Genomic DNA, 18,118 nt, shown 5'->3' on the forward strand with positions numbered 1-18,118 from the left:
GCGCCATGAAACAGAACACCCTCTATCTCCTCATCGGCGCGCTCTTGGTCGTGGTCATTGCGCTAGGTATCTATGTCTATCACGAGCAGACCAAGCCAAAGGGCGTGGAGCTGAAGATCGACGACAAAGGCATTTCGATCCAGCAGAATTGATGATGTCCGCCTGCGGGTGGCGCTGATTTGTCATCCAGGCATTTTACGGCGATTGGGAGTTTCCTTGTGCAAATATTTGCACATCGTGATTGACTTTCGTTTCCACTATGTGCAAAAATTTGCACATAGATTTGAGCCGAGAAATGAACGAAACCAACACCGCCAAAGTCAAGGCCCGGCTCGAGAGGGAAGGCTGGAAGAACGTCNCAGACGTGTGCTCTTCCGATCTGACGCCGTTGGTAGCTCGGTCTATAGCCAAGGCGGCAGGCTGGGAATAAACCGACCTCATCGCGTTCTGAAGCCTAATGGACATAAAGTCGGAATAAGGAAAGCTGTTAGATATGTCTCGCTATGTCGCACTCGTGGATGCTGCCGACGGCTTTGTCGGCGTCTCGTTTCCCGATGCTCCTGGCTGCGTCGCGCAGTCGGAAAGCCGGGACGAGGCTGTAAAGGACGCTATGGCCGCGTTGGCCGAATGGGTGGCTGAAGAAATCGCGGACGGCCGTAAAATCCCCACTCCTCGCAAAGTCGAGGCGCTTTTAGAAGATGCTGAGGTTCGAGCAGCGCTCGCCGCTGGCGCTATCTTGATGTCCGTGCCCTTGATCCGAGATGCCGGCCGTCCGGCCCGGGCCAATATCTCGTTGGATGCCGGTTTGCTCGCCGAGGCTGACGAAACAGCCAATCGGTTGGGGGTCACCCGATCGGCCTTTGTCGCCGCCGCGTTGCGAGACAAGATCCGTCAAACTGTTTGAACAGTGATCTCGGGCACCCGCCAAAGTACCGCGTTGCCGACGCCTGTTAGCCAGCGGCAGCGGATTTTAGAAATTCTTAAGGAATTTCAGAAGGGTGCATAAACCCTGCTTTAACGCGCCCTTAAACCGCCGCATCTACCCTCCAACCCGAGCGCCATTGACACCGGGAAGACAGCGCAACGCATGGCGAACCGCAGAGACAGTCGCATCGAACCCAGCTTCGAGGGATCGCCAAAGGCGAAATCCGCGGCCGGTTTTTCGGTGAACGAGGAGGATCGGGTCGTGCCGGCCAATCGCAAATCATCTTCGGCGCGCAAAACCTCCAAGGCAAAATCATCGTCACGCGGCAAGCGCGGCAAACCCCGGCGCGGGCTGTTCGGCGTGATGGCCCGGATGTTCTACTGGTGCTTCGTGCTCTGCATCTGGGGCGGCATCGCGGTGGCCGGCATTGTCGTCTATTACGGCGCCAAGATGCCGGCGGCGACCACCTGGTCCATCCCCGACCGTGCCCCCAACATCAAGATCGTCTCGGTCGACGGGCAACTGCTTGCCAACCGTGGCATGAGCGGCGGGGAGGCGGTCGGCCTGCACGAAATGTCGCCTTATATTCCCGAAGCCGTCATCGCCATCGAGGACCGCCGCTTCTATTCGCATTTCGGCATCGACCCGATCGGCCTGTCGCGCGCCATGGTGACCAACGTTCTGGGCCGGCGTTTCTCGCAGGGCGGCTCGACGCTGACCCAGCAGCTGGCCAAGAACCTGTTCCTGAAGCCCGACCGCACGCTGGAGCGCAAGGTGCAGGAAGTGCTGCTGGCGCTGTGGCTGGAGCACAAGCATACCAAGGACCAGATCCTCGAAATGTACCTCAACCGGGTCTATTTCGGCTCCGGCGCCTATGGCGTCGAGGCGGCTTCGCGCCGCTATTTCGGCAAGAGCGCGCGCGATGTCACTCTGTCGGAGGCGGCCCTTCTCGCCGGCCTCTTGAAGGCGCCGTCGCGACTGTCGCCGGCGCGGGATCCGAAGGCGGCGGAGGAGCGTTCGCAGCTGGTGCTGGCCGCCATGCGCGACGAAGGCAAGATCAGCGCCAAGGAACTGGCCTCGGCGATGAGCGCGCCGGCAACGCGCGCGCCATCCTATTGGACCGGCTCGGAAAACTATGTCGCCGACACCATCATGGAAGAATTGCCCGATTTGATTGGTGACGTGCGCAGCGACATCGTCGTCGACACCACCGTCGACCTCAACCTGCAGAAGCTCGCCGAACAGTCGATCCGCCGGCTGATCGACGAGAGCGGCAAGAAGCTCAATGTCAGCCAAGGCGCGCTGGTCTCGATCGACAATTCCGGCGCCGTGCGCGCCATGGTCGGCGGCTACGACTATTCGACCAGCCAGTTCGACCGCGCCTCCGAAGCACGCCGCCAGCCGGGCTCGGCGTTCAAGCCGTTCGTCTATATGGCCGCGCTGGAAGCCGGCCGCACGCCCGACAGCGTGCGCAACGACGCACCGATCAAGATCGGCAAGTGGACACCGGACAATTACGGCGGCAAGTATTTCGGCAAGGTGACGTTGGCGACCGCTTTGGCGAAGTCGCTGAATTCCGTCGCCGCACAGCTGACCATGGAAGTCGGGCCCGACGCCGTGGTCGAGGCGGCGCACCGTATGGGCATTCAGTCCGATCTGATCGCCAACACCTCGATCGCGCTCGGCACTTCGGAGGTGACGCCGCTGGAGCTGACATCGGCCTATGTGCCGTTCGCCAATGGCGGCTACAAGCCCGACATCCATTTCATCCGCCGCATCACCACGACCGAAGGCAAGGTGCTCTATGACGACAATGGCGGCAGCGCGCCGCGCGTCGTCAAGCAGAACATTGTCGGCATGATGAACTCGATGATGACTGGCACGGTCGAGATCGGCACGGCGAAGAAGGCGGCCTTCGCCTGGCCGTCTGCCGGCAAGACCGGAACCAGCCAGAATTCGCGCGACGCCTGGTTCGTCGGTTACACCGCAAACCTCACCACCGGCGTATGGTTCGGCAATGATGACGGCACGCCGATGAAGAAGGTCACCGGTGGCGCGTTGCCGGCACAGGCCTGGCACGAATTCATGGTGGCGGCGCATGAAGGCGTGCCGGTCAGGCCGCTGCCCGGGACCTGGAAATCGACGCCTCCAGATACCATCGTGCCCGACGATATTCCGTCAGTCGATAACAATCAGGCAGCGCCGTTGCCTGCCGTGGCCGTCAGCCGTTCTGAGCCTGCTGCCGCGCCGGCACCTGCTGCTGTACCCGCACAAGCACCGGTCCGCCGTCCGGCCGAAACCGTCGATGCCGACGGTTTCGACATGCCGGGCGACGGCGGCACCACGGCCTCGATCAAGCATCCGGTACCGCCGGGCAGCGTCGGCGGACCGACCAAGAAGCGGAAAACCTCAATCCTGGATATTCTCGGCGGCGGCTGAGCGGCTCGTCATTCTAGCTTCGAATCAAATGCGAGCTGGCAATCCGTTCCTCATATGAGAGCTGCGGTGACAATTCGGCCTCTCGCCACCTTCGCGGCATTCGGCTACATCTCCGGCCGGAGTGACAGACATGGCTGAGACCGACATCAGAAAAACCATCGTGCTGACCGGAGCCAGCCGCGGCATCGGCCATGCCACGGTCAAGCGCTTTTCGCGTGAGGGCTGGCGGGTCATCACCTGTTCGCGCCAGGCTTTTGCCGAGGATTGCCCGTGGCCGGCCGGCCCGGAGGACCACATCAAGGTCGATCTCGCCGACCAGGAGGATGTCGGCATCGCCGTCTCGGAGATCCGTCACCGGCTGGAAGCGCATGGCGGGCAATTACACGCGCTGGTCAACAATGCCGGCATTTCGCCGAAGCTCAAGGACGGCAACAGCCGCATGGATTCGATCGACACGCCGATGCATGTCTGGCGCGATGTGTTCCAGGTAAATTTCTTCGCGCCGATCATGCTCGCGCGTGGTCTCTTCAAGGAGCTTGCGGCAGCAAAAGGTTCGATCGTCAACGTCACCTCGATCGCCGGCACGCGCGTGCATCCTTTCGCCGGCACCGCCTATGCGACCTCGAAGGCGGCACTCGGCTCGCTGACGCGCGAGATGGCGCATGATTTCGGCCCGCACGGCATCCGCGTCAATGCGATTGCGCCGGGCGAGATCGACACCGCGATCCTGTCGCCTGGCACCGACAAGATCGTCGAGACGATCCCACTCAGGCGCCTTGGCGCCACCTCGGAAGTCGCCGACATCATCTTCTTCCTGTGCTCGCAGCAGGCGTCCTATGTGACGGGCTCGGAAATCCACATCAATGGCGGCCAGCACGTCTGAGCGCTGACAGACTGCTCATTCGGCGATGGTGAGAACAGCCTTGCCGCTGAAGCTGCGCTGTCGCAGGGCGTCCAGAGCCTGGGCGATGTCTGTCCACGGCACGGTCATGGACACGCGGGTTTCCAGCCGGCCAGCCGCGACCAGAGCGAGCAGCGAGGCGATGTCCGCGCCAATGGCTGGACCGGATGTGTAGTAGGCGAAAGTCTGAAGCCTCGCTCCCTCATGGCCTGGAACGAATTGTCTGAAACCAACCGGCGTGAGTTCGCCGCTGCTCCAACCGAACATGACGATGGTGCCGCCGGGGGCGACGCGTTCGATGGCATGGGCGAGGCTTTGGCCGCCGACCGACTCGGTGATCAGAGAGAATGGCCCTTCGGCCAGTTCGATCGACTCGACGACTTCGTGAGCACCAAGACCGCGGAGATCCTCGGCGTGCCGGGCGGCGGCGATTGCAGTCACCGCGGCGCCTTGCTCGCGGGCGATCTGGATCTGGAAACCGCCGACCGCGCCGCTGGCGCCGGTGATCAACACCTGCTGTCCCGCGAGGTCGCCGCCATGGCGCAAGACCCTGAGCGCCGTCGTGCCCGCGACCGGAAGCGTGGCGGCGGACCCGAAGCTGACCTCGTCCGGGATGACTGCGAGACGGTCGGTCGGAACGGCGACCCGTTCGGCCCAGCCGGCCTCGTCCACCAAAGCCACAACCCGGGCGCCGACGGCAGGCCCGGAGCCATCGGCTGCCGCCCGCTTGATTACTCCAACCACGTCCTGGCCAGGTATCCAGCCTTCCGGGCGTATGGTGAGCAGGCGCAATTCACCGCGGTTCAACGAGGTTGCGTGGACGCAGACAAGCGCCTCGTTGGGAAGGGGCCGAGGGTCCTCGACCTCGGCGAGACTGATCCGGGTGATGCTCTCGGGAGAGATGACAAGCGCGCGCATGGGAAGCCTTCCTGCCGGTTTGTGACATGCCAGCCACGAACCAGAGTCTATCGACTCCCCGCATCAAAGAATTTAGCTATCACGGCGAATAGTCGCTAAAAGCCATCAATCATGAGACAGCCGCTCCGCTACCCCTGGGTCAATTTCGATGTCGATGATGTGCAGGCACCTGCGATTGCCGTGCGCGTCGACGTTACCGAAACCAAAGCGGAAGTGGCTGCCCATTGGCATCGGAAGGGCCAGCTCGTCTTCGCGCTCGGCGGTGGCGTCACCTGCCGCGTCCAAAGCGGTCTGTGGATGGTGCCGCCGCATTGCGGGGTGTGGATTCCCGGTGGCATGGGACACAGCAATATCGCCACCGCCAATGCGCGGATTTTCTTCGTCTATATCGAGCCGGGAGCCGCCGATCTGCCGGACCGCTGCTGCACGCTGTCGATCTCGCCATTGTTGCGCGAACTGATCATCGAGCTGGCCGATCGCGTGGAGGAGGATGAGGCGAGGGACGTGCTGCTGACCACGATCCTGCTCTCCGAACTGCCGCGCATGCCGGTCCAGCAGCTGCATCTGCCGATCTCCGCCGAGCCGCGCTTGCGGCGGATCGCCGAAGCGTTGGCGCAGAACCCTGCCGATCGCAGCACGCTTGCCGAGTGGGCCAACCGTGTTGCGCTCTCAGAAAGCAGCCTCGCCCGTCTCATCGTGAAGCAGACCGGCCTGAGCTTCGGCCGCTGGCGCCAGCAATTCCACCTGATCGTCGCCATACGGGAGCTGGCCTCCGGTGCGAGTGTCCAGCAGGTTTCGGGCGATCTCGGTTACGGCTCCGTCACCGCCTTCATCACCATGTTCAAGAAGGCGCTTGGCAAGCCGCCGGCAAAATATCTCGCCAGCGTCGCGCGAAATGGCGGCTCCGCCTTCGTGGCGTGATGGGATCGGCGGTACAAGCCTCAGGCCGGAGAGGGTTCAATGGCTTCGTGGCGCGGCATTGGCTTTGGCCCCAGCACTTCTTCGACAATGCCGCGGGCGATTTCGCGTTCACCCATGATGACGGTGTCGGCGCCGAGCCCCTTCAGGTGCTCGACCTCGGCATCGGAATGGGCTCGCGCGATGACGTTGATGCCGGGGTTGGCGGCGCGTGCCCTGAGTACGATCTGCCCGGCCTCGAAGGCGTTGGGTATGGCAAGGATCAATCGCCTGGCGCCCTGCGGATTCGCGGCGGCGAATACACCTGCATTGGCCGCGTTGCCGGAGACGATTTCGGCGCCGTCGTCTCTCAGCCTCGCCAGCGTCTTGTCGGCGTCCTCGATGACCAGGAAGGGCAGCGATGCCTGTTTCAGCGCCGCACCTACCAGGCTGCCGACGCGGCCGTAGCCGATCAGGATGGTGTGGCCCGAAAGCGTTGTGCGTGGCGGTGGGCCATTCTCTTTTGCCGCGGCGGCCACCGAGGCCACTTGTCCGGGCTGCGTCGCCGGGCCGACCGGCTTGGCCTCTTCCGGTGGTGCTGCCTTGGCGGCGCGCGCGTCCAGCCACGGCTTCATCCAGTCGAGGGCAAGGAACATCAGCGGATTGACCAGGATCGACAGGATGGCGCCTGCCAGGATCAGGTCGCGTCCCTGTTCGGGCAACAGTTTCAGCCCGACGCCGAGCTCGGCCAGGATGAACGAAAACTCCCCGATCTGCGCGAGGCTGGCCGAGATCATCAAGGCGGTTCCCAGCGGATAGCGGAAGGCGATGACGATGACGAAGGCGGCCAGCGACTTGCCGATGACGATGATGGCCAGCGTCGCCAGGATCGGCCAGCCATTGCTCATCAGGCTGAACGGATCGAACAGCATGCCGACCGAGACGAAGAACAGCACCGAGAAGGCGTCGCGCAGCGGCAGTGATTCCTCCGCCGCGCGGTGGCTGAGCTCGGATTCGCTCATGATCATGCCGGCGAAGAAGGCACCGAGCGCCAGCGAGACGCCGAACAGTTTGGCGGCGCCGAAGGCGACGCCGAGCGCGATCGCCAGCACCGCCAGCCGGAACAGTTCGCGCGAGCCGGTATGGGCGACGTAATGCAGGATCCACGGAATGACGCGGCGGCCAACCACCAGCATGACGATGACGAAGGCGACGACCTTGGCCAGCGTGAGGCCGACGACGCCCCAGATGCCGAAGCTGGCCGGCAGCGACAAAAGGCTCGCATGGTCATCGACCTGCGGCTGGCCGCCGAGCACGCCGGCCAACGCCGGCAAAAGCACCAGCGCCAGCACCATGGCGAGGTCCTCGACGATCAGCCAGCCGACGGCGATGCGGCCGCGCTCGGTCTCGATCAGCCGTCGCTCCTGCAACGCGCGCAACAGCACCACTGTGGACGCGACGGAAAGCGCTAGGCCGAAGACGAGGCCTGCGCCCATCGACCAGCCGAGCATCCAGGCAAGGCCGGCGCCCAGCGCGGTGGCAAAGCCGATCTGGAAGATGGCGCCGGGTACGGCGATGGCGCGGACGGAGAGAAGATCCTTCAGGGAGAAATGCAGGCCGACGCCGAACATGAGCAGGATGACGCCGATTTCGGCCAACTCATTGGCAAGACTGGCATCGGCGACGAAACCCGGCGTGTTCGGTCCGACCAGCACGCCGGCGACGAGGTAGCCGACCAGCGGCGGGATGCGAAAACGGTTGGCGAGCGCCCCGAAGATGAATGCCAGCCCCAGACCGGCGACGATGGTGGCGATAAGGGGCGTGTCATGCGGCATTGTCTATGGAGCGCCTTTCGGGAAATGTCGGGTGTGCGCCGCCCGAAGCCGCCTCCTTTTTCAATATGGTGGAGGGGGTGCGGGCGACGCAACCCGCAAGACGTAAATTGGTGGCCAGAGGCACCGAAAACGAAAGGCACGCGCAGCAAAACCGCTGCGCGCGCCAATACCGAATGATCGATGAGCGTCACGCCGCGTGCAGCATGGCCTCGATGTCGATCAGCGGGCGGTTGGTCAGTGTCTTTGGGATCTCCGCCTGCACCTTGTCGGTGACTTCCTTGTGCAGTTTCTTGCGCATGGTGCCGAGCACCAGCGGTGGCGCGACCAGCACGATGTCGTCGAAGATGCCGTGATGGGCGAGCTTGTAGAGCCGGTCTGCGATCTCTTCGGCAAAGCGTTCCTTGCCCTGCCGGTGCCAGTCGGTTTCCTCAACCGCGCTGCGATGCACGGAGGGGCCGTCATTGTAGCGGCCGGGACTGTCGCTGCCTTGCTCGCGCGTCGCCGGATTGTCCTGTTTCATCTCCTGGAAGAGCTGCAGGTTCGGATAGAGATTGTCGCCCTCGTTCTTCAGGAACAGCGCTTTTTCGCCATCGGCCACCATGACCAAAAGGCCATGTTTCAGGTTGATCTTGCTCATTTGCGGGCTCCTGTTTGAAGGTTCAAATCCAGCCGACGATTGTCTGTTACGGCAGGGGCAGAACGCGTGGCGAAGCGGGAACGTTCCACTTCGTTCGCCGAGATCGCACGCAGCCATATCAAGCCCGATCTATCGTCTATCGGAGCAATGTCCGAGGTGACGGCTTTAATCTACTAGATTGGTAGAATTTAGAAAAAATAATTTTGCAGCTTGGCCGGCTCCCGGATAAAAGAGCCGCAGAACAAAGCCTGCGGCAGCAGCTTGAATCCGCCTGATATGCGGATGTGGAATATTTTTCTCTTGGCCCTTTGGCTTGCGGAAAACCGATTGCCTCCCGTCAGGGGATGCGCGAGTGGGTTCCTTCAGCTTTTTCGCGTCCGCGCCTAAAACTGCCGAATTGTTCCGGAATCTGTTCGTCATGCCGCACACCAATCCCAAGCTCACCGCGTTCCCGGTCTTCATGCGGGTCGAAGGCGAAGCCGTGGCCATCGTCGGCGGCGGAGGCGAAGCATTGGCCAAGGCGCGGCTGCTCGATCAGTCAAGTGCTGTGCTTCGCATCATCGCCGATGTTGCCGATGCCGAATTGCTGAGCTTCATCGCCGCGACCGGCGCCATCCGTATCGACGCCCCCTACGACGCCGCGCATCTCGAAGGCTCGGTCTTGGTGTTTGCCGCCAGCGGCGACGAGAGGCTCGACCGCCGCGTCGCCGACGATGCGCGCCGCCTTGGCATTCCGGTCAATGCCGTCGACCGGCCGGAGCTGTGCGATTTCTTCACCCCGGCGCTGGTCAACCGCGCCCCGGTCGCCATCGCCATCGGCACGGAAGGCGCGGGTCCGGTGCTGGCGCAGATGCTGCGCAGCCGCATCGACCGCATGCTGTCGCCGTCGCTCGGGCCGCTGGCAGCGCTTGCCGCCTCGTTCCGGGGTGCCGCCGAAAAGCTGCTGCCGAAAGGCAACGCCCGCCGCCAGTTCTGGAGCAGTTTTTTCCAGGGTGCACCGGCGCGCGCCGTCGAAGCCGGCGAGCTTTCGCAGGCGCATGACGCCGCCGCCGATCTGTTGCTGTCGAAGGCTCCGGCTTCGGGCCATATCGCCCTGGTCGGCGCCGGGCCAGGTGCTGAGGATCTTCTGACGCTGCGCGCGCATCGGCTTTTGATGGAAGCCGACGTCATCGTCTATGACGCGTTGGTGCCGGAGGCGATCGTCGCCATGGGCCGCCGCGACGCCGAGCGGCTGCCGGTCGGAAAACGCAAGGGATGCCACACCAAGAGCCAGGCCGAGATCAATGCGCTGCTGGTCGAGCTTGGCAGGCAGGGCAAGCGCGTCGTGCGGCTGAAGTCGGGCGACCCGCTGGTGTTCGGCCGCGCCGGCGAGGAGATGGCCGCACTGCGCGATGCCGGCATCGCCTATGATGTCGTCCCCGGCGTCACCGCCGCCTTTGCCGCCGCCGCCGACTTCGAGCTGCCGCTGACGCTGCGCGGCGTCTCCTCGTCGATGGTGTTCACCACCGGCCATGATCTGAAGGGCAATTCGCTGCCGGATTGGGCCAAGCTCGCCATTTCCGGCGCCACCGTCGCCGTCTATATGGGCCGCTCGGTCGCCGCCGAAGTCGCCGGGCGGCTGATCGAGGCCGGCCTGTCGCCGGACACGGCGGTTGCCGTGGTCGAGAATGCCAGCTTGCAGAACCGCCGCCGTTTCCACGGCACGCTGGCCGATTTGCCGTCGCTGGAAGCGCGCGCCGATCTGGCCGGTCCGGTGATGACCATCATCGGCGACGCGGTTGCCGGCGCCAACTTTGAACGTTCCGAGCCGCTCGCGGCACATAACTATGAGGGCGCCGCCAACGCGGCCGGCGCAGAGGTCGAGCCATGAAGATACTGACCGCAAACCGCCTCTCCGACGGCATCGCCGTCTGGTACGCCGACGGCGGCTGGGCCGAGACGGTCGACCATGCCGACCTTGCCCATGACCAAGCGGCAGAGGACAGGCTGGAAGCAATCGGCGCCAAGGCCAACGCCAACAATCAGGTTGTCGACGTCAATCTGATCGACGCTGAAGTCGTCAATGGCATCGTCGTGCCGGTGCGGCTGCGCGAAAAGATCCGCGCCGCCGGCCCGACCATCCGGGAAGATCTGGGCAAGCAGGCTGCGCGGGCAGCGTAACAAAATACGGGCGGACGCGCCCTGAAAGACGAAACATGTACCGCTACGATGAGTTCGACCACGATTTTGTCCAGGCCCGCGTCGCCGAGTTCAGCGACCAGGTCGAACGCCGGCTGTCCGGCGAGATCACCGAGGATCAGTTCCGGCCGCTGCGGCTGATGAACGGCGTCTACCTGCAGCTGCACGCCTACATGCTGCGCATCGCGGTGCCCTATGGCACGCTGAACAGCGCGCAACTGCGCATGCTCGGCCACATCGCGCGCAAATACGACAAGGGCTACGGCCACTTCACCACGCGCCAGAACATCCAGTTCAACTGGCCGGCGCTGTCCGACATTCCGGCGATCCTGGCCGATCTCGCCAGCGTCGAGATGCATGCCATCCAGACCAGCGGCAATTGCATCCGCAACGTCACCGCCGATCATTTTGCCGGCGCCGCCGCCGACGAGGTCGCTGATCCGCGCCCCTATGCCGAGATCCTGCGGCAATGGTCGTCTGTGCATCCGGAATTCTCGTTCCTGCCGCGCAAGTTCAAGATCGCGGTGACCGGGGCCGAGCGCGACCGCGCCGCCATCCAGACGCATGATATCGGTCTGCATCTGAAGAAGGACGCCGCCGGCGAGCTCGGCTTTGCCGTCTATGTCGGTGGCGGCCAGGGCCGCACGCCGATGGTGGCGCGCAAGATCCGCGACTTCCTGCCGGAAGCCGACCTGCTGTCCTACTGCACCGCGATCCTGCGCGTGTACAACCTCTATGGCCGCCGCGACAACAAGTACAAGGCGCGCATCAAGATCCTCGTCCACGAGACCGGCGTCGAGGAAATCACCCGCCAGGTCGAGGCCGAATGGCAGGAGCTGAAGGACGCCGAGCTGAAGCTGCCGGAAGCCGACATCCGTGCCATCGACGCCTATTTCGCGCCGCCGGCACTGACCGCCCGGCCGGAAGGCGACGCGGCGATCAAGCTGGCGCGGCTCGATTCCAAAAGCTTCTCGGATTGGCTCGACCAGAATGTCGTGACGCATCGCCATCCCGACTATGCCGCGGTGACGATTTCGCTGAAAGGTATCGGCGAAGTGCCGGGCGATGCCACCGACAGCCAGATGGAAGCGGTCGCCGACATCGCCGAGAAATACGCTTTCGACGAATTGCGCGTCAGCCATGAGCAGAACCTGATCCTGCCGCATGTGGCGCGCGCCGATTTGAAAGCGGTCTACGACGCTTTGGTCGACATTGGCCTCGCGACGGCCAATTCCAACCTGATCAGCGATATTATCGCGTGCCCTGGCCTCGACTATTGCGCGCTGGCGACGGCGCGCTCGATCCCGATCGCGCAGGAGATTTCGCTTCGCTTCGCCTCGCTCGAGCGGCAGCGCGAGATCGGCGAATTGAAGCTCAAGATTTCCGGCTGCATCAATGCCTGCGGCCATCACCATGTCGGCCATATCGGTATCCTCGGCGTCGAGAAGAAAGGCTCCGAACTGTACCAGGTGACGCTTGGCGGATCGGCCGACGAGAACACCTCGGTTGGCGAAATCATCGGCCGCGGCTTCTCTTCGGAAGAGATCACGGACGCCATCGAGCAGATCGTCGACACCTATCTCGGCCTTCGGCTCGGTCCCAGTGAACGTTTTATCGACGCCTACCGCCGTGTCGGTCCCGCGCCGTTCAAGGAGGCGCTCTATGCTGGCGAAACCAAGGCCGCTTGACCGCATCGTCGACGTCGACGACAGCATCGCCGCCAAAGCGGCGGGCTTCGACGCGCTGTATGGACATCTGAGCCCGCTCGACATCATCGAACGCGCGGCGAGCGAATTGTTTCATGACGAGATCGCCGCCGTGTCGTCCTTCGGCGCGGATTCCGCCGTCCTGCTGCATATGATCGCCAAGGTCGACCGCACGCTGCCGGTCATCTTCCTGGACACCGGCAAGCATTTCGAAGAGACGCTGGGCTATCGCGATGCGCTGGTCGCCGATTTCGGGCTGACCAACATCAGGGTGATCAAGCCCGAAGACGCGGCGCTCGAGCGGGTCGATCCGACCGGCAATCTGCACCAGAGCAATACCGATGCCTGCTGCGACGTGCGCAAGGTCGAGCCGCTGGCGCGCGGCGTCGCCCCCTTCCGGGCCTGGCTGACCGGCCGGAAGCGCTTCCAGGCGGCGACGCGAGCCGCGCTGCCGGTGTTCGAGGCGGTCGGCCCGCGCGTACGCATCAATCCGCTGGCGCACTGGACGACATCCGACCAGGCCGACTACATGCGCGCGCATGCGCTGCGCGAAAATCCGCTGGTTGCGTACGGCTATCTGTCGATCGGCTGTTTCCCGTGCACGCAGCCGGTGCAGCCGGGAGAGGATGCGCGCAGCGGCCGCTGGGCCGGTCATGCCAAGACCGAGTGCGGCATCCATCTGTCGGGACTGGAAGTGTCGCTGACCGACGCATCGCTATAGGATATACTGATATTCAGGTGAGAACGGCCTGTGCAAACGGCGGCTTCCACCCGGAGGCCGCCGGTTTCGTGTGGACCGGCTTTCGCGGACTTTCGATTTTTTGGGGCTTTAGGAATTTTCGATGACTGAACAGACCACAGCGGAGACCCGCCTCTGGACCCCGACGGGTTTTCGCGAAGACGAGTGGAGCCATGCCGAAAGCGCAGACGCGCTGACGGGCAATGGCCGCTTCATCCTGCCGTTGCAGGCATTTCTCGGCCTCGATGCCGAAGTGCGGCGCTCGGCCAAGGAGCGGCTTGGCGTCGCGCTGCAGCCCGGCGACCAGCTGGAAAAGATTGTGGATCTGCTCGACCAGCTGTCGCTGGTGGCGCTGGCCTTCCCGGCCTTCAGCGATGGCCGCTCGTTTTCCAAGGGCGAATTGCTGCGCAGCCGCTACCATTTCGAGGGCGCGGTCCGCGCCACTGGCCAGGTGCTCGTCGACCAGCTGCCGCATATGCTGCGCCTCGGCTTCGACGAGTTCGAAATCTCCAACCCGGTTCTGCTGAAGCGCCTCGAAGAAGGCCGCACAGGCGGGCTGGGCCTTTACTATCAGCCGACCGAAGCGTCGGAGCCGAAGGGGCCGAAATACTCCTGGCGGCGCGTTCGCAACAGCTGACGCAGCGGTAATTTCGCCTGTCTTTACAAAGACTATGATCTCTTGGCTGTCCGGACGGAAGTATCCGCCAGGGAGGAAGGCGCGCTGATCGGCGGCAACACCAATGCAGCGACCATCATGATCGCCGAAAAGGCGGCTGACGTGATCAGGGCTGCAAGGTCCTGATGCGCGAGGAGCGCAAGGCCACCTGAGCAGATCTTCTGGGAGATGCAGCCGCGCCTTTGGTGCGGCGGTTTATTTCTTGTTTTATGCGATCCCGAGGGAAAGCGCTGCGCGCTTTTCCCGGGAAAACCGCATCACACTTTGCTGGAATGCTTTCAGGCCAAGGCCCGCGCTTCGCGAAACGAGATCAGCTTGCGGCGGTTCTCGTCCCACAACGCCAGCTTGACGCAGCGCAGGCTGTCGAGAAGCGTGACGCGGCCGATGCCGCGCAGTTCGGGATAGTCGCGCAGCACTTCCTGCAGCCGGTAGCCCGGCACCTTGGCCGAGAGATGGTGCACGTGATGGACGCCGATATTGCCGGTGAACCAGTTCAGCACCGGCGGCAAATCATAATAGGACGAGCCGTGCAGGGCGGCACGCTGGAATTCCCACTCTTCGTCCTTCGCCCATTCCGTCTCCTCGAACTGGTGCTGGACGTAGAACAGCCAGATTCCGGCCGATCCGGCCAGGATCACGATCGGCAAATGGACGATCAGGAAAGCGCCGGGGCCGACCAGCCAGATAAGCAGCGCTGCCGCGACCGCGATGCCGAGATTGGTGGTCATCGACGACACCCAGGGCGTCAGGCCGCCGCGCATCATGCCGACCGGCAGCCTCTGCTCGAAGATGAACAGCCAGATCGGGCCAAGGCCGAACATCACCAGGGGATGGCGGTAGAGACGATAGGCAAGGCGTCCCCGCCAAGACAGCTGCCGGTATTCAGCAACCGTCAACGTCCTGATATCGCCCATGCCGCGCTCGTCAAGATTGCCGGCGCTGGCGTGATGGGTGGCGTGCGCGCGCCGCCAGCAATCGTAAGGGGTCAGCGTCAGCACGCCGAGCGCGCGGCCGATCCAGTCGTCGGCAGTGCGGTTGGCGAAGAAGGAGCCGTGGCCGCAATCGTGCTGGATCATGAAGATCCGCACCAGAAAACCGGCGGCGGGAAGGATCAGGATCAAGCCCCACCAGTGGCCATAGGAATAGGCTGCCGAAGACAGCGCCCACAGCGTAACGAAAGGAATAAGGGTGATGGCGAGTTCAAGAGTGCTGCGTCGCCGGTCGGGCTTCTTGTAGCGCGCCAGGATCTTCAACCAGGCGCGCTTGCTGTTGGCGGCCGTCTCGGGGGAAATCATGTTCATCAGGAAGCATAGGCGGGGCGTCCCGCTGCCGCAAGGAAAAGCTCACGCAAAATTACTGCGCGTAATTGTCGCGCGATAGCATCGCTATTGACGGCGTTTGCCGCCGGCCATGCTGGCTTCTATGCCGTCCAGCCGGTCGAGCAGGTCCCGGAAACGGGCGGGAATGTCGGCCTCGGTGCGGAAGGCCGGCAAGGTGCGCAAGAAGCGCGTCGTCGCCTCGGTGCCGAACTGGCGCCTGATGTCGGCGGCGAGCTCTTCGCTTCTGTTGCCAGTATTGCGGTCCATTGTCTCAAATCCTGTGTCGGTTTCAAAACTCCTCCAAGCTTTGAATGGTTCCCCATAGCGGGGTATTGGCAAGCAAAGGCTGCCGTTACGGTAAAGTTTGAATTAATTTTGAACGTCCTTGCGCCCCGCACCAAGTCCGACGGGCTGCCCGCAACATTGCCTGCTGTGGGGCGTCCTCCTGGGCTTGCCCCTTGATTTTTGGCCGCCAAACCTCGATATCGGGCGCAAATCCAAACCATTCGAATGACGGGAAATGGCGATGAGCGACCAGACAAAAGACGAACGCGCGCCCGAGGATATCGAAACGGCCGAGGCCGAGCGCACGCAAGGCGGCATCGACGGCGACTATGAAGCGCTGGTGCGGTTGCTGAAGGAAAACGAGGAGCTGAAGGACCGCGCGCTGCGCGTCGCAGCCGAGATGGAGAATCTGCGCCGCCGCACCGCCCGCGACGTGCATGATGCGCGCGCCTATGCGGTGGCCAATTTCGCCCGCGACATGCTGTCGGTGTCGGACAATCTGCGCCGCGCGCTCGATGCTATCCCCGCCGAGGCGAAAGCGGCCGGAGATGCCGGCTTCAAGGCGCTGATCGACGGCGTCGAGATCACCGAGCGCGCCATGCTGTCGACGCTGGAACGGCATGGGGTGAAGAAGCTCGAACCGGAAGGTGAGAAGTTCGACCCGAATTTCCACCAGGCGATGTTCGAAGTGCCCAATCCCGATGTGCCGGCCAACACCGTCGTCCAGGTCGTGCAGCCGGGCTATTCGATCGGCGAGCGCGTGCTGCGGCCGGCCATGGTCGGGGTCGCCAAGGGCGGCCCCAAGATCGCGGCCACCGAAGCGCCGGTCGAGCCGGGGCCGGTGAACGAGCAGGCCGAGAAGGATGCGTGAGTAGGGTAGGCAGTAGGGAATAGGGAATAGGGAATAGGGAATAGGCAGGCGTATCAATCGCGCGGCTTCGTGTTATTCATACTTTCCCTAATTCCCAATCCCTACTACCTCATGTCCCTGACACCCATCGACCTCCTCGACTATGCCGGCGTCGCCGTCTTTGCCGCGACCGGGGCGTTGGCGGCTTCGCGCAAGCAGCTCGACATTATCGGCTTCCTGTTTCTGGCCAGCGTCACCGGCATTGGCGGCGGCACGCTTCGCGACGTCATCCTCAACCTGCCCGTCTTTTGGGTCGCCAACTCCGGCTATGTGCTGGTTTGCGCGGCGGTTGCGGTGCTGGTCTTCTTCATCGCCCACCGCGTCGAATCCCGCTGGAAATGGCTGCTCTGGCTCGACGCCATCGGATTGGCGGCCTTTTCCGTAATGGGCGCGGCCAAGGGGCTGGCCATCACCGGCTCGCCGGTCGTCTCCGTTGTTATGGGCGTGTTGACCGCCACATTTGGCGGCATCCTGCGCGATCTGCTGGCCGGCGAGCCATCGGTGCTGCTCAGGCCCGAAATCTACGTCACCGCCGCACTCGCGGGCGCCGGCCTCTACACACTTGGCGATCTTGCCGGCCTGCCGCCGCTCGCCTCGGATATTGCCGGCTTCGTCGCGGCTTTCCTGGTGCGCGGCGGCGCGCTGAAATTCGGCTGGACCTTTCCGTCCTACAAGAGCCGCCCGGGACGGCGACCGGAGGATATTCCGTAGGGAGAGGGAATAGGGAATAGGGAATAGGGAATAGGGAATAGTCAGCAATTCGCGGCAGCCTTCACTACTGCCTACTGCCTACTGCCTCACGCCGCAAAGCGCTGCGCTTCCCCGCCATAATAGTTGACGTAGCGGGCGCCGATTTCCTTGACCGGCATCACCACGAACACATCGACGGTGGAGAACTCACGGTCGATGACGCAGCCGTCGCCGATGCGGGCGCCGACGCGCAGATAGCCCTTGACCAACGGCGGCATGGCCGCAATCGCCGCCTTGGCGTTGACCGCCTCGATCGGCATCAGGTCCATCGAGCAATAGCGCCCGGAGACCGCCCGCACATCCCAGGCGGAGTTGGTCCGGCAGTGATGGGCAAGGTAGGTGAGCGCCTCGGCATGCGCAGCCGGCACCGTGCCAGGGAACGAGGCACAACCGGTCATCACGCCGATCTCATAGTGGTTGATGTAGGCCCAGATGCCTTGCCACAGCGCCTCGATGGTGCGCTTCGAGCGGTATTCCGGCAGCACGCAGGAGCGGCCGAGCTCAAGGAAGCGCTGGCCGGGATGGCGGGCGATCAGCTTGGTCAGTTCGAACTCGCCTTCGGAATAGAAGCCGCCGGCGGTCGCCGCAATCTCTTGCCGCAGCAGGCGGTAAGTGCCGACGATGCGGCGATGCTCGGGGCCGGAGATCGAAGTGTCCAGCACGAGGAGATGGTCGCACAGCGGGTCGAAGCGGTCGGCGTCGCGCCGGTCCTGCGCCTGGAACAGGTCCTTCCTGGCGCCAAGCTCGTCATAAAACACCCGGTAGCGCACTTCCTGCGCGGCGGCGATCTCGGCCTCATTGCGGGCAAGCCGCACTTCGAGATTGCCGATACGGCCCAGCGGTGCGCCTGTTGCGACGGCATCGGCGTTCCGCGCGGCGAGCAAAGCGCCGCCTGCGCTGGGCCGAGTGTCACATTCCGGCATAACTGTATGCACGAGTGATTCTCCTTCGAGCCATCCCTCTTGGCACGGGGATACGGTGTAGGTGCAACAGGATTGTGACA

Annotated in this window: 20 protein-coding genes; 13 read left to right on the forward strand and 7 right to left on the reverse strand. The window is 63.6% G+C overall.

Features of this window, described 5'->3' with window-relative positions:
* The first annotated feature begins 5 nt into the window (after positions 1 to 5).
* From X757_RS1000000166595 to X757_RS149605, 4 genes are all read left to right on the forward strand, one after another.
* Positions 6 to 152 carry a hypothetical protein gene (locus X757_RS1000000166595; protein WP_023683048.1) on the forward strand — a complete coding sequence of 49 codons (147 nt, stop codon included), beginning with the start codon at positions 6 to 8 and terminating at the stop codon, positions 150 to 152.
* Positions 153 to 493: 341 nt separating this feature from the next.
* A complete protein-coding gene (locus X757_RS149615) occupies positions 494 to 904 on the forward strand; it encodes a type II toxin-antitoxin system HicB family antitoxin (protein ID WP_023669779.1) in 411 nt (136 codons plus the stop codon).
* Between the two features lie 183 nt (positions 905 to 1,087).
* On the forward strand, positions 1,088 to 3,364 hold the full coding sequence (locus tag X757_RS149610; RefSeq protein ID WP_023726449.1) for a transglycosylase domain-containing protein: 2,277 nt from the start codon (positions 1,088 to 1,090) through the stop codon (positions 3,362 to 3,364).
* A gap of 130 nt (positions 3,365 to 3,494) precedes the next feature.
* The gene (locus tag X757_RS149605) at positions 3,495 to 4,247 is read left to right on the forward strand and encodes an SDR family NAD(P)-dependent oxidoreductase (protein WP_023686590.1); all 753 of its coding nucleotides are present in this window, start codon (positions 3,495 to 3,497) and stop codon (positions 4,245 to 4,247) included.
* Positions 4,248 to 4,262: 15 nt separating this feature from the next.
* Here the strand turns inward: X757_RS149605 and X757_RS149600 are convergent, their stop codons facing one another.
* Positions 4,263 to 5,183, reverse strand: a complete 921-nt coding sequence (locus X757_RS149600; protein ID WP_023726450.1) for a zinc-binding dehydrogenase — start codon at positions 5,181 to 5,183, stop codon at positions 4,263 to 4,265.
* Between the two features lie 111 nt (positions 5,184 to 5,294).
* Here X757_RS149600 and X757_RS149595 point away from each other — a divergent pair, with 111 nt between their 5' ends.
* Positions 5,295 to 6,104: a helix-turn-helix domain-containing protein gene (locus X757_RS149595; RefSeq protein WP_023726451.1), complete on the forward strand. Its 810-nt coding sequence runs from the start codon at positions 5,295 to 5,297 to the stop codon at positions 6,102 to 6,104.
* Between the two features lie 20 nt (positions 6,105 to 6,124).
* Here the strand turns inward: X757_RS149595 and ybaL are convergent, their stop codons facing one another.
* The 3 genes from ybaL to X757_RS1000000167970 form a co-directional block, all read right to left on the reverse strand.
* Complete coding sequence (ybaL, locus tag X757_RS149590; RefSeq protein ID WP_023726452.1) at positions 6,125 to 7,915, reverse strand: YbaL family putative K(+) efflux transporter; 1,791 nt, start codon at positions 7,913 to 7,915, stop codon at positions 6,125 to 6,127.
* Between the two features lie 187 nt (positions 7,916 to 8,102).
* Positions 8,103 to 8,552, reverse strand: a complete 450-nt coding sequence (locus X757_RS149585) for a host attachment protein (protein WP_023726453.1) — start codon at positions 8,550 to 8,552, stop codon at positions 8,103 to 8,105.
* A gap of 165 nt (positions 8,553 to 8,717) precedes the next feature.
* Positions 8,718 to 8,972, reverse strand: coding sequence for a hypothetical protein (locus X757_RS1000000167970; protein WP_156933432.1), 255 nt, complete (start codon positions 8,970 to 8,972; stop codon positions 8,718 to 8,720).
* On the opposite strand from X757_RS1000000167970, the gene cysG reads away from it, so the two are divergent.
* The 6 genes from cysG (at position 8,971) to X757_RS1000000169410 (ending at position 13,977) form a co-directional block, all read left to right on the forward strand.
* On the forward strand, positions 8,971 to 10,422 hold the full coding sequence (cysG, locus tag X757_RS149580) for a siroheme synthase CysG (protein ID WP_023726454.1): 1,452 nt from the start codon (positions 8,971 to 8,973) through the stop codon (positions 10,420 to 10,422). The genes X757_RS1000000167970 and cysG overlap by 2 nt on opposite strands.
* Positions 10,419 to 10,712 (forward strand): DUF2849 domain-containing protein, encoded by a 294-nt coding sequence (locus X757_RS149575; protein ID WP_023691980.1) that lies wholly within the window; start codon positions 10,419 to 10,421, stop codon positions 10,710 to 10,712. The genes cysG and X757_RS149575 overlap by 4 nt, the downstream gene beginning before the upstream one ends.
* A 35-nt stretch (positions 10,713 to 10,747) precedes the next feature.
* Positions 10,748 to 12,418, forward strand: coding sequence for a nitrite/sulfite reductase (locus X757_RS149570; protein ID WP_023726455.1), 1,671 nt, complete (start codon positions 10,748 to 10,750; stop codon positions 12,416 to 12,418).
* Positions 12,393 to 13,157, forward strand: a complete 765-nt coding sequence (locus X757_RS149565) for a phosphoadenylyl-sulfate reductase (RefSeq protein WP_023700114.1) — start codon at positions 12,393 to 12,395, stop codon at positions 13,155 to 13,157. The genes X757_RS149570 and X757_RS149565 overlap by 26 nt, the downstream gene beginning before the upstream one ends.
* A gap of 121 nt (positions 13,158 to 13,278) precedes the next feature.
* Positions 13,279 to 13,812 (forward strand): DUF934 domain-containing protein, encoded by a 534-nt coding sequence (locus X757_RS149560; RefSeq protein WP_023726456.1) that lies wholly within the window; start codon positions 13,279 to 13,281, stop codon positions 13,810 to 13,812.
* A 42-nt stretch (positions 13,813 to 13,854) separates the two neighbouring features.
* Complete coding sequence (locus tag X757_RS1000000169410; RefSeq protein WP_023726457.1) at positions 13,855 to 13,977, forward strand: hypothetical protein; 123 nt, start codon at positions 13,855 to 13,857, stop codon at positions 13,975 to 13,977.
* 152 nt (positions 13,978 to 14,129) lie between these two features.
* On the opposite strand, the gene X757_RS149555 is transcribed toward X757_RS1000000169410, so the two are convergent.
* A complete protein-coding gene (locus tag X757_RS149555; protein WP_023691976.1) occupies positions 14,130 to 15,152 on the reverse strand; it encodes a fatty acid desaturase in 1,023 nt (340 codons plus the stop codon).
* 84 nt (positions 15,153 to 15,236) lie between these two features.
* Positions 15,237 to 15,437, reverse strand: coding sequence for a hypothetical protein (locus tag X757_RS149550; protein WP_023726458.1), 201 nt, complete (start codon positions 15,435 to 15,437; stop codon positions 15,237 to 15,239).
* A gap of 259 nt (positions 15,438 to 15,696) precedes the next feature.
* Between X757_RS149550 and grpE the strand changes: the two genes are divergently transcribed.
* Together grpE and X757_RS149540 are read left to right on the forward strand one after the other, a co-directional pair.
* Positions 15,697 to 16,326 carry a nucleotide exchange factor GrpE gene (gene grpE, locus X757_RS149545; RefSeq protein ID WP_023691975.1) on the forward strand — a complete coding sequence of 210 codons (630 nt, stop codon included), beginning with the start codon at positions 15,697 to 15,699 and terminating at the stop codon, positions 16,324 to 16,326.
* A gap of 117 nt (positions 16,327 to 16,443) precedes the next feature.
* Positions 16,444 to 17,076: a trimeric intracellular cation channel family protein gene (locus tag X757_RS149540; protein ID WP_023683056.1), complete on the forward strand. Its 633-nt coding sequence runs from the start codon at positions 16,444 to 16,446 to the stop codon at positions 17,074 to 17,076.
* Positions 17,077 to 17,162: 86 nt separating this feature from the next.
* Here X757_RS149540 and X757_RS149535 read toward each other — a convergent pair whose 3' ends face one another.
* Positions 17,163 to 18,038, reverse strand: coding sequence for a GNAT family N-acetyltransferase (locus tag X757_RS149535; RefSeq protein WP_023683057.1), 876 nt, complete (start codon positions 18,036 to 18,038; stop codon positions 17,163 to 17,165).
* Positions 18,039 to 18,118: the final 80 nt, after the last annotated feature.

It is taken from the genome of Mesorhizobium sp. LSHC412B00, from assembly GCF_000503035.1.
In the GTDB taxonomy this organism is placed as follows: Bacteria; Pseudomonadota; Alphaproteobacteria; order Rhizobiales; family Rhizobiaceae; genus Mesorhizobium.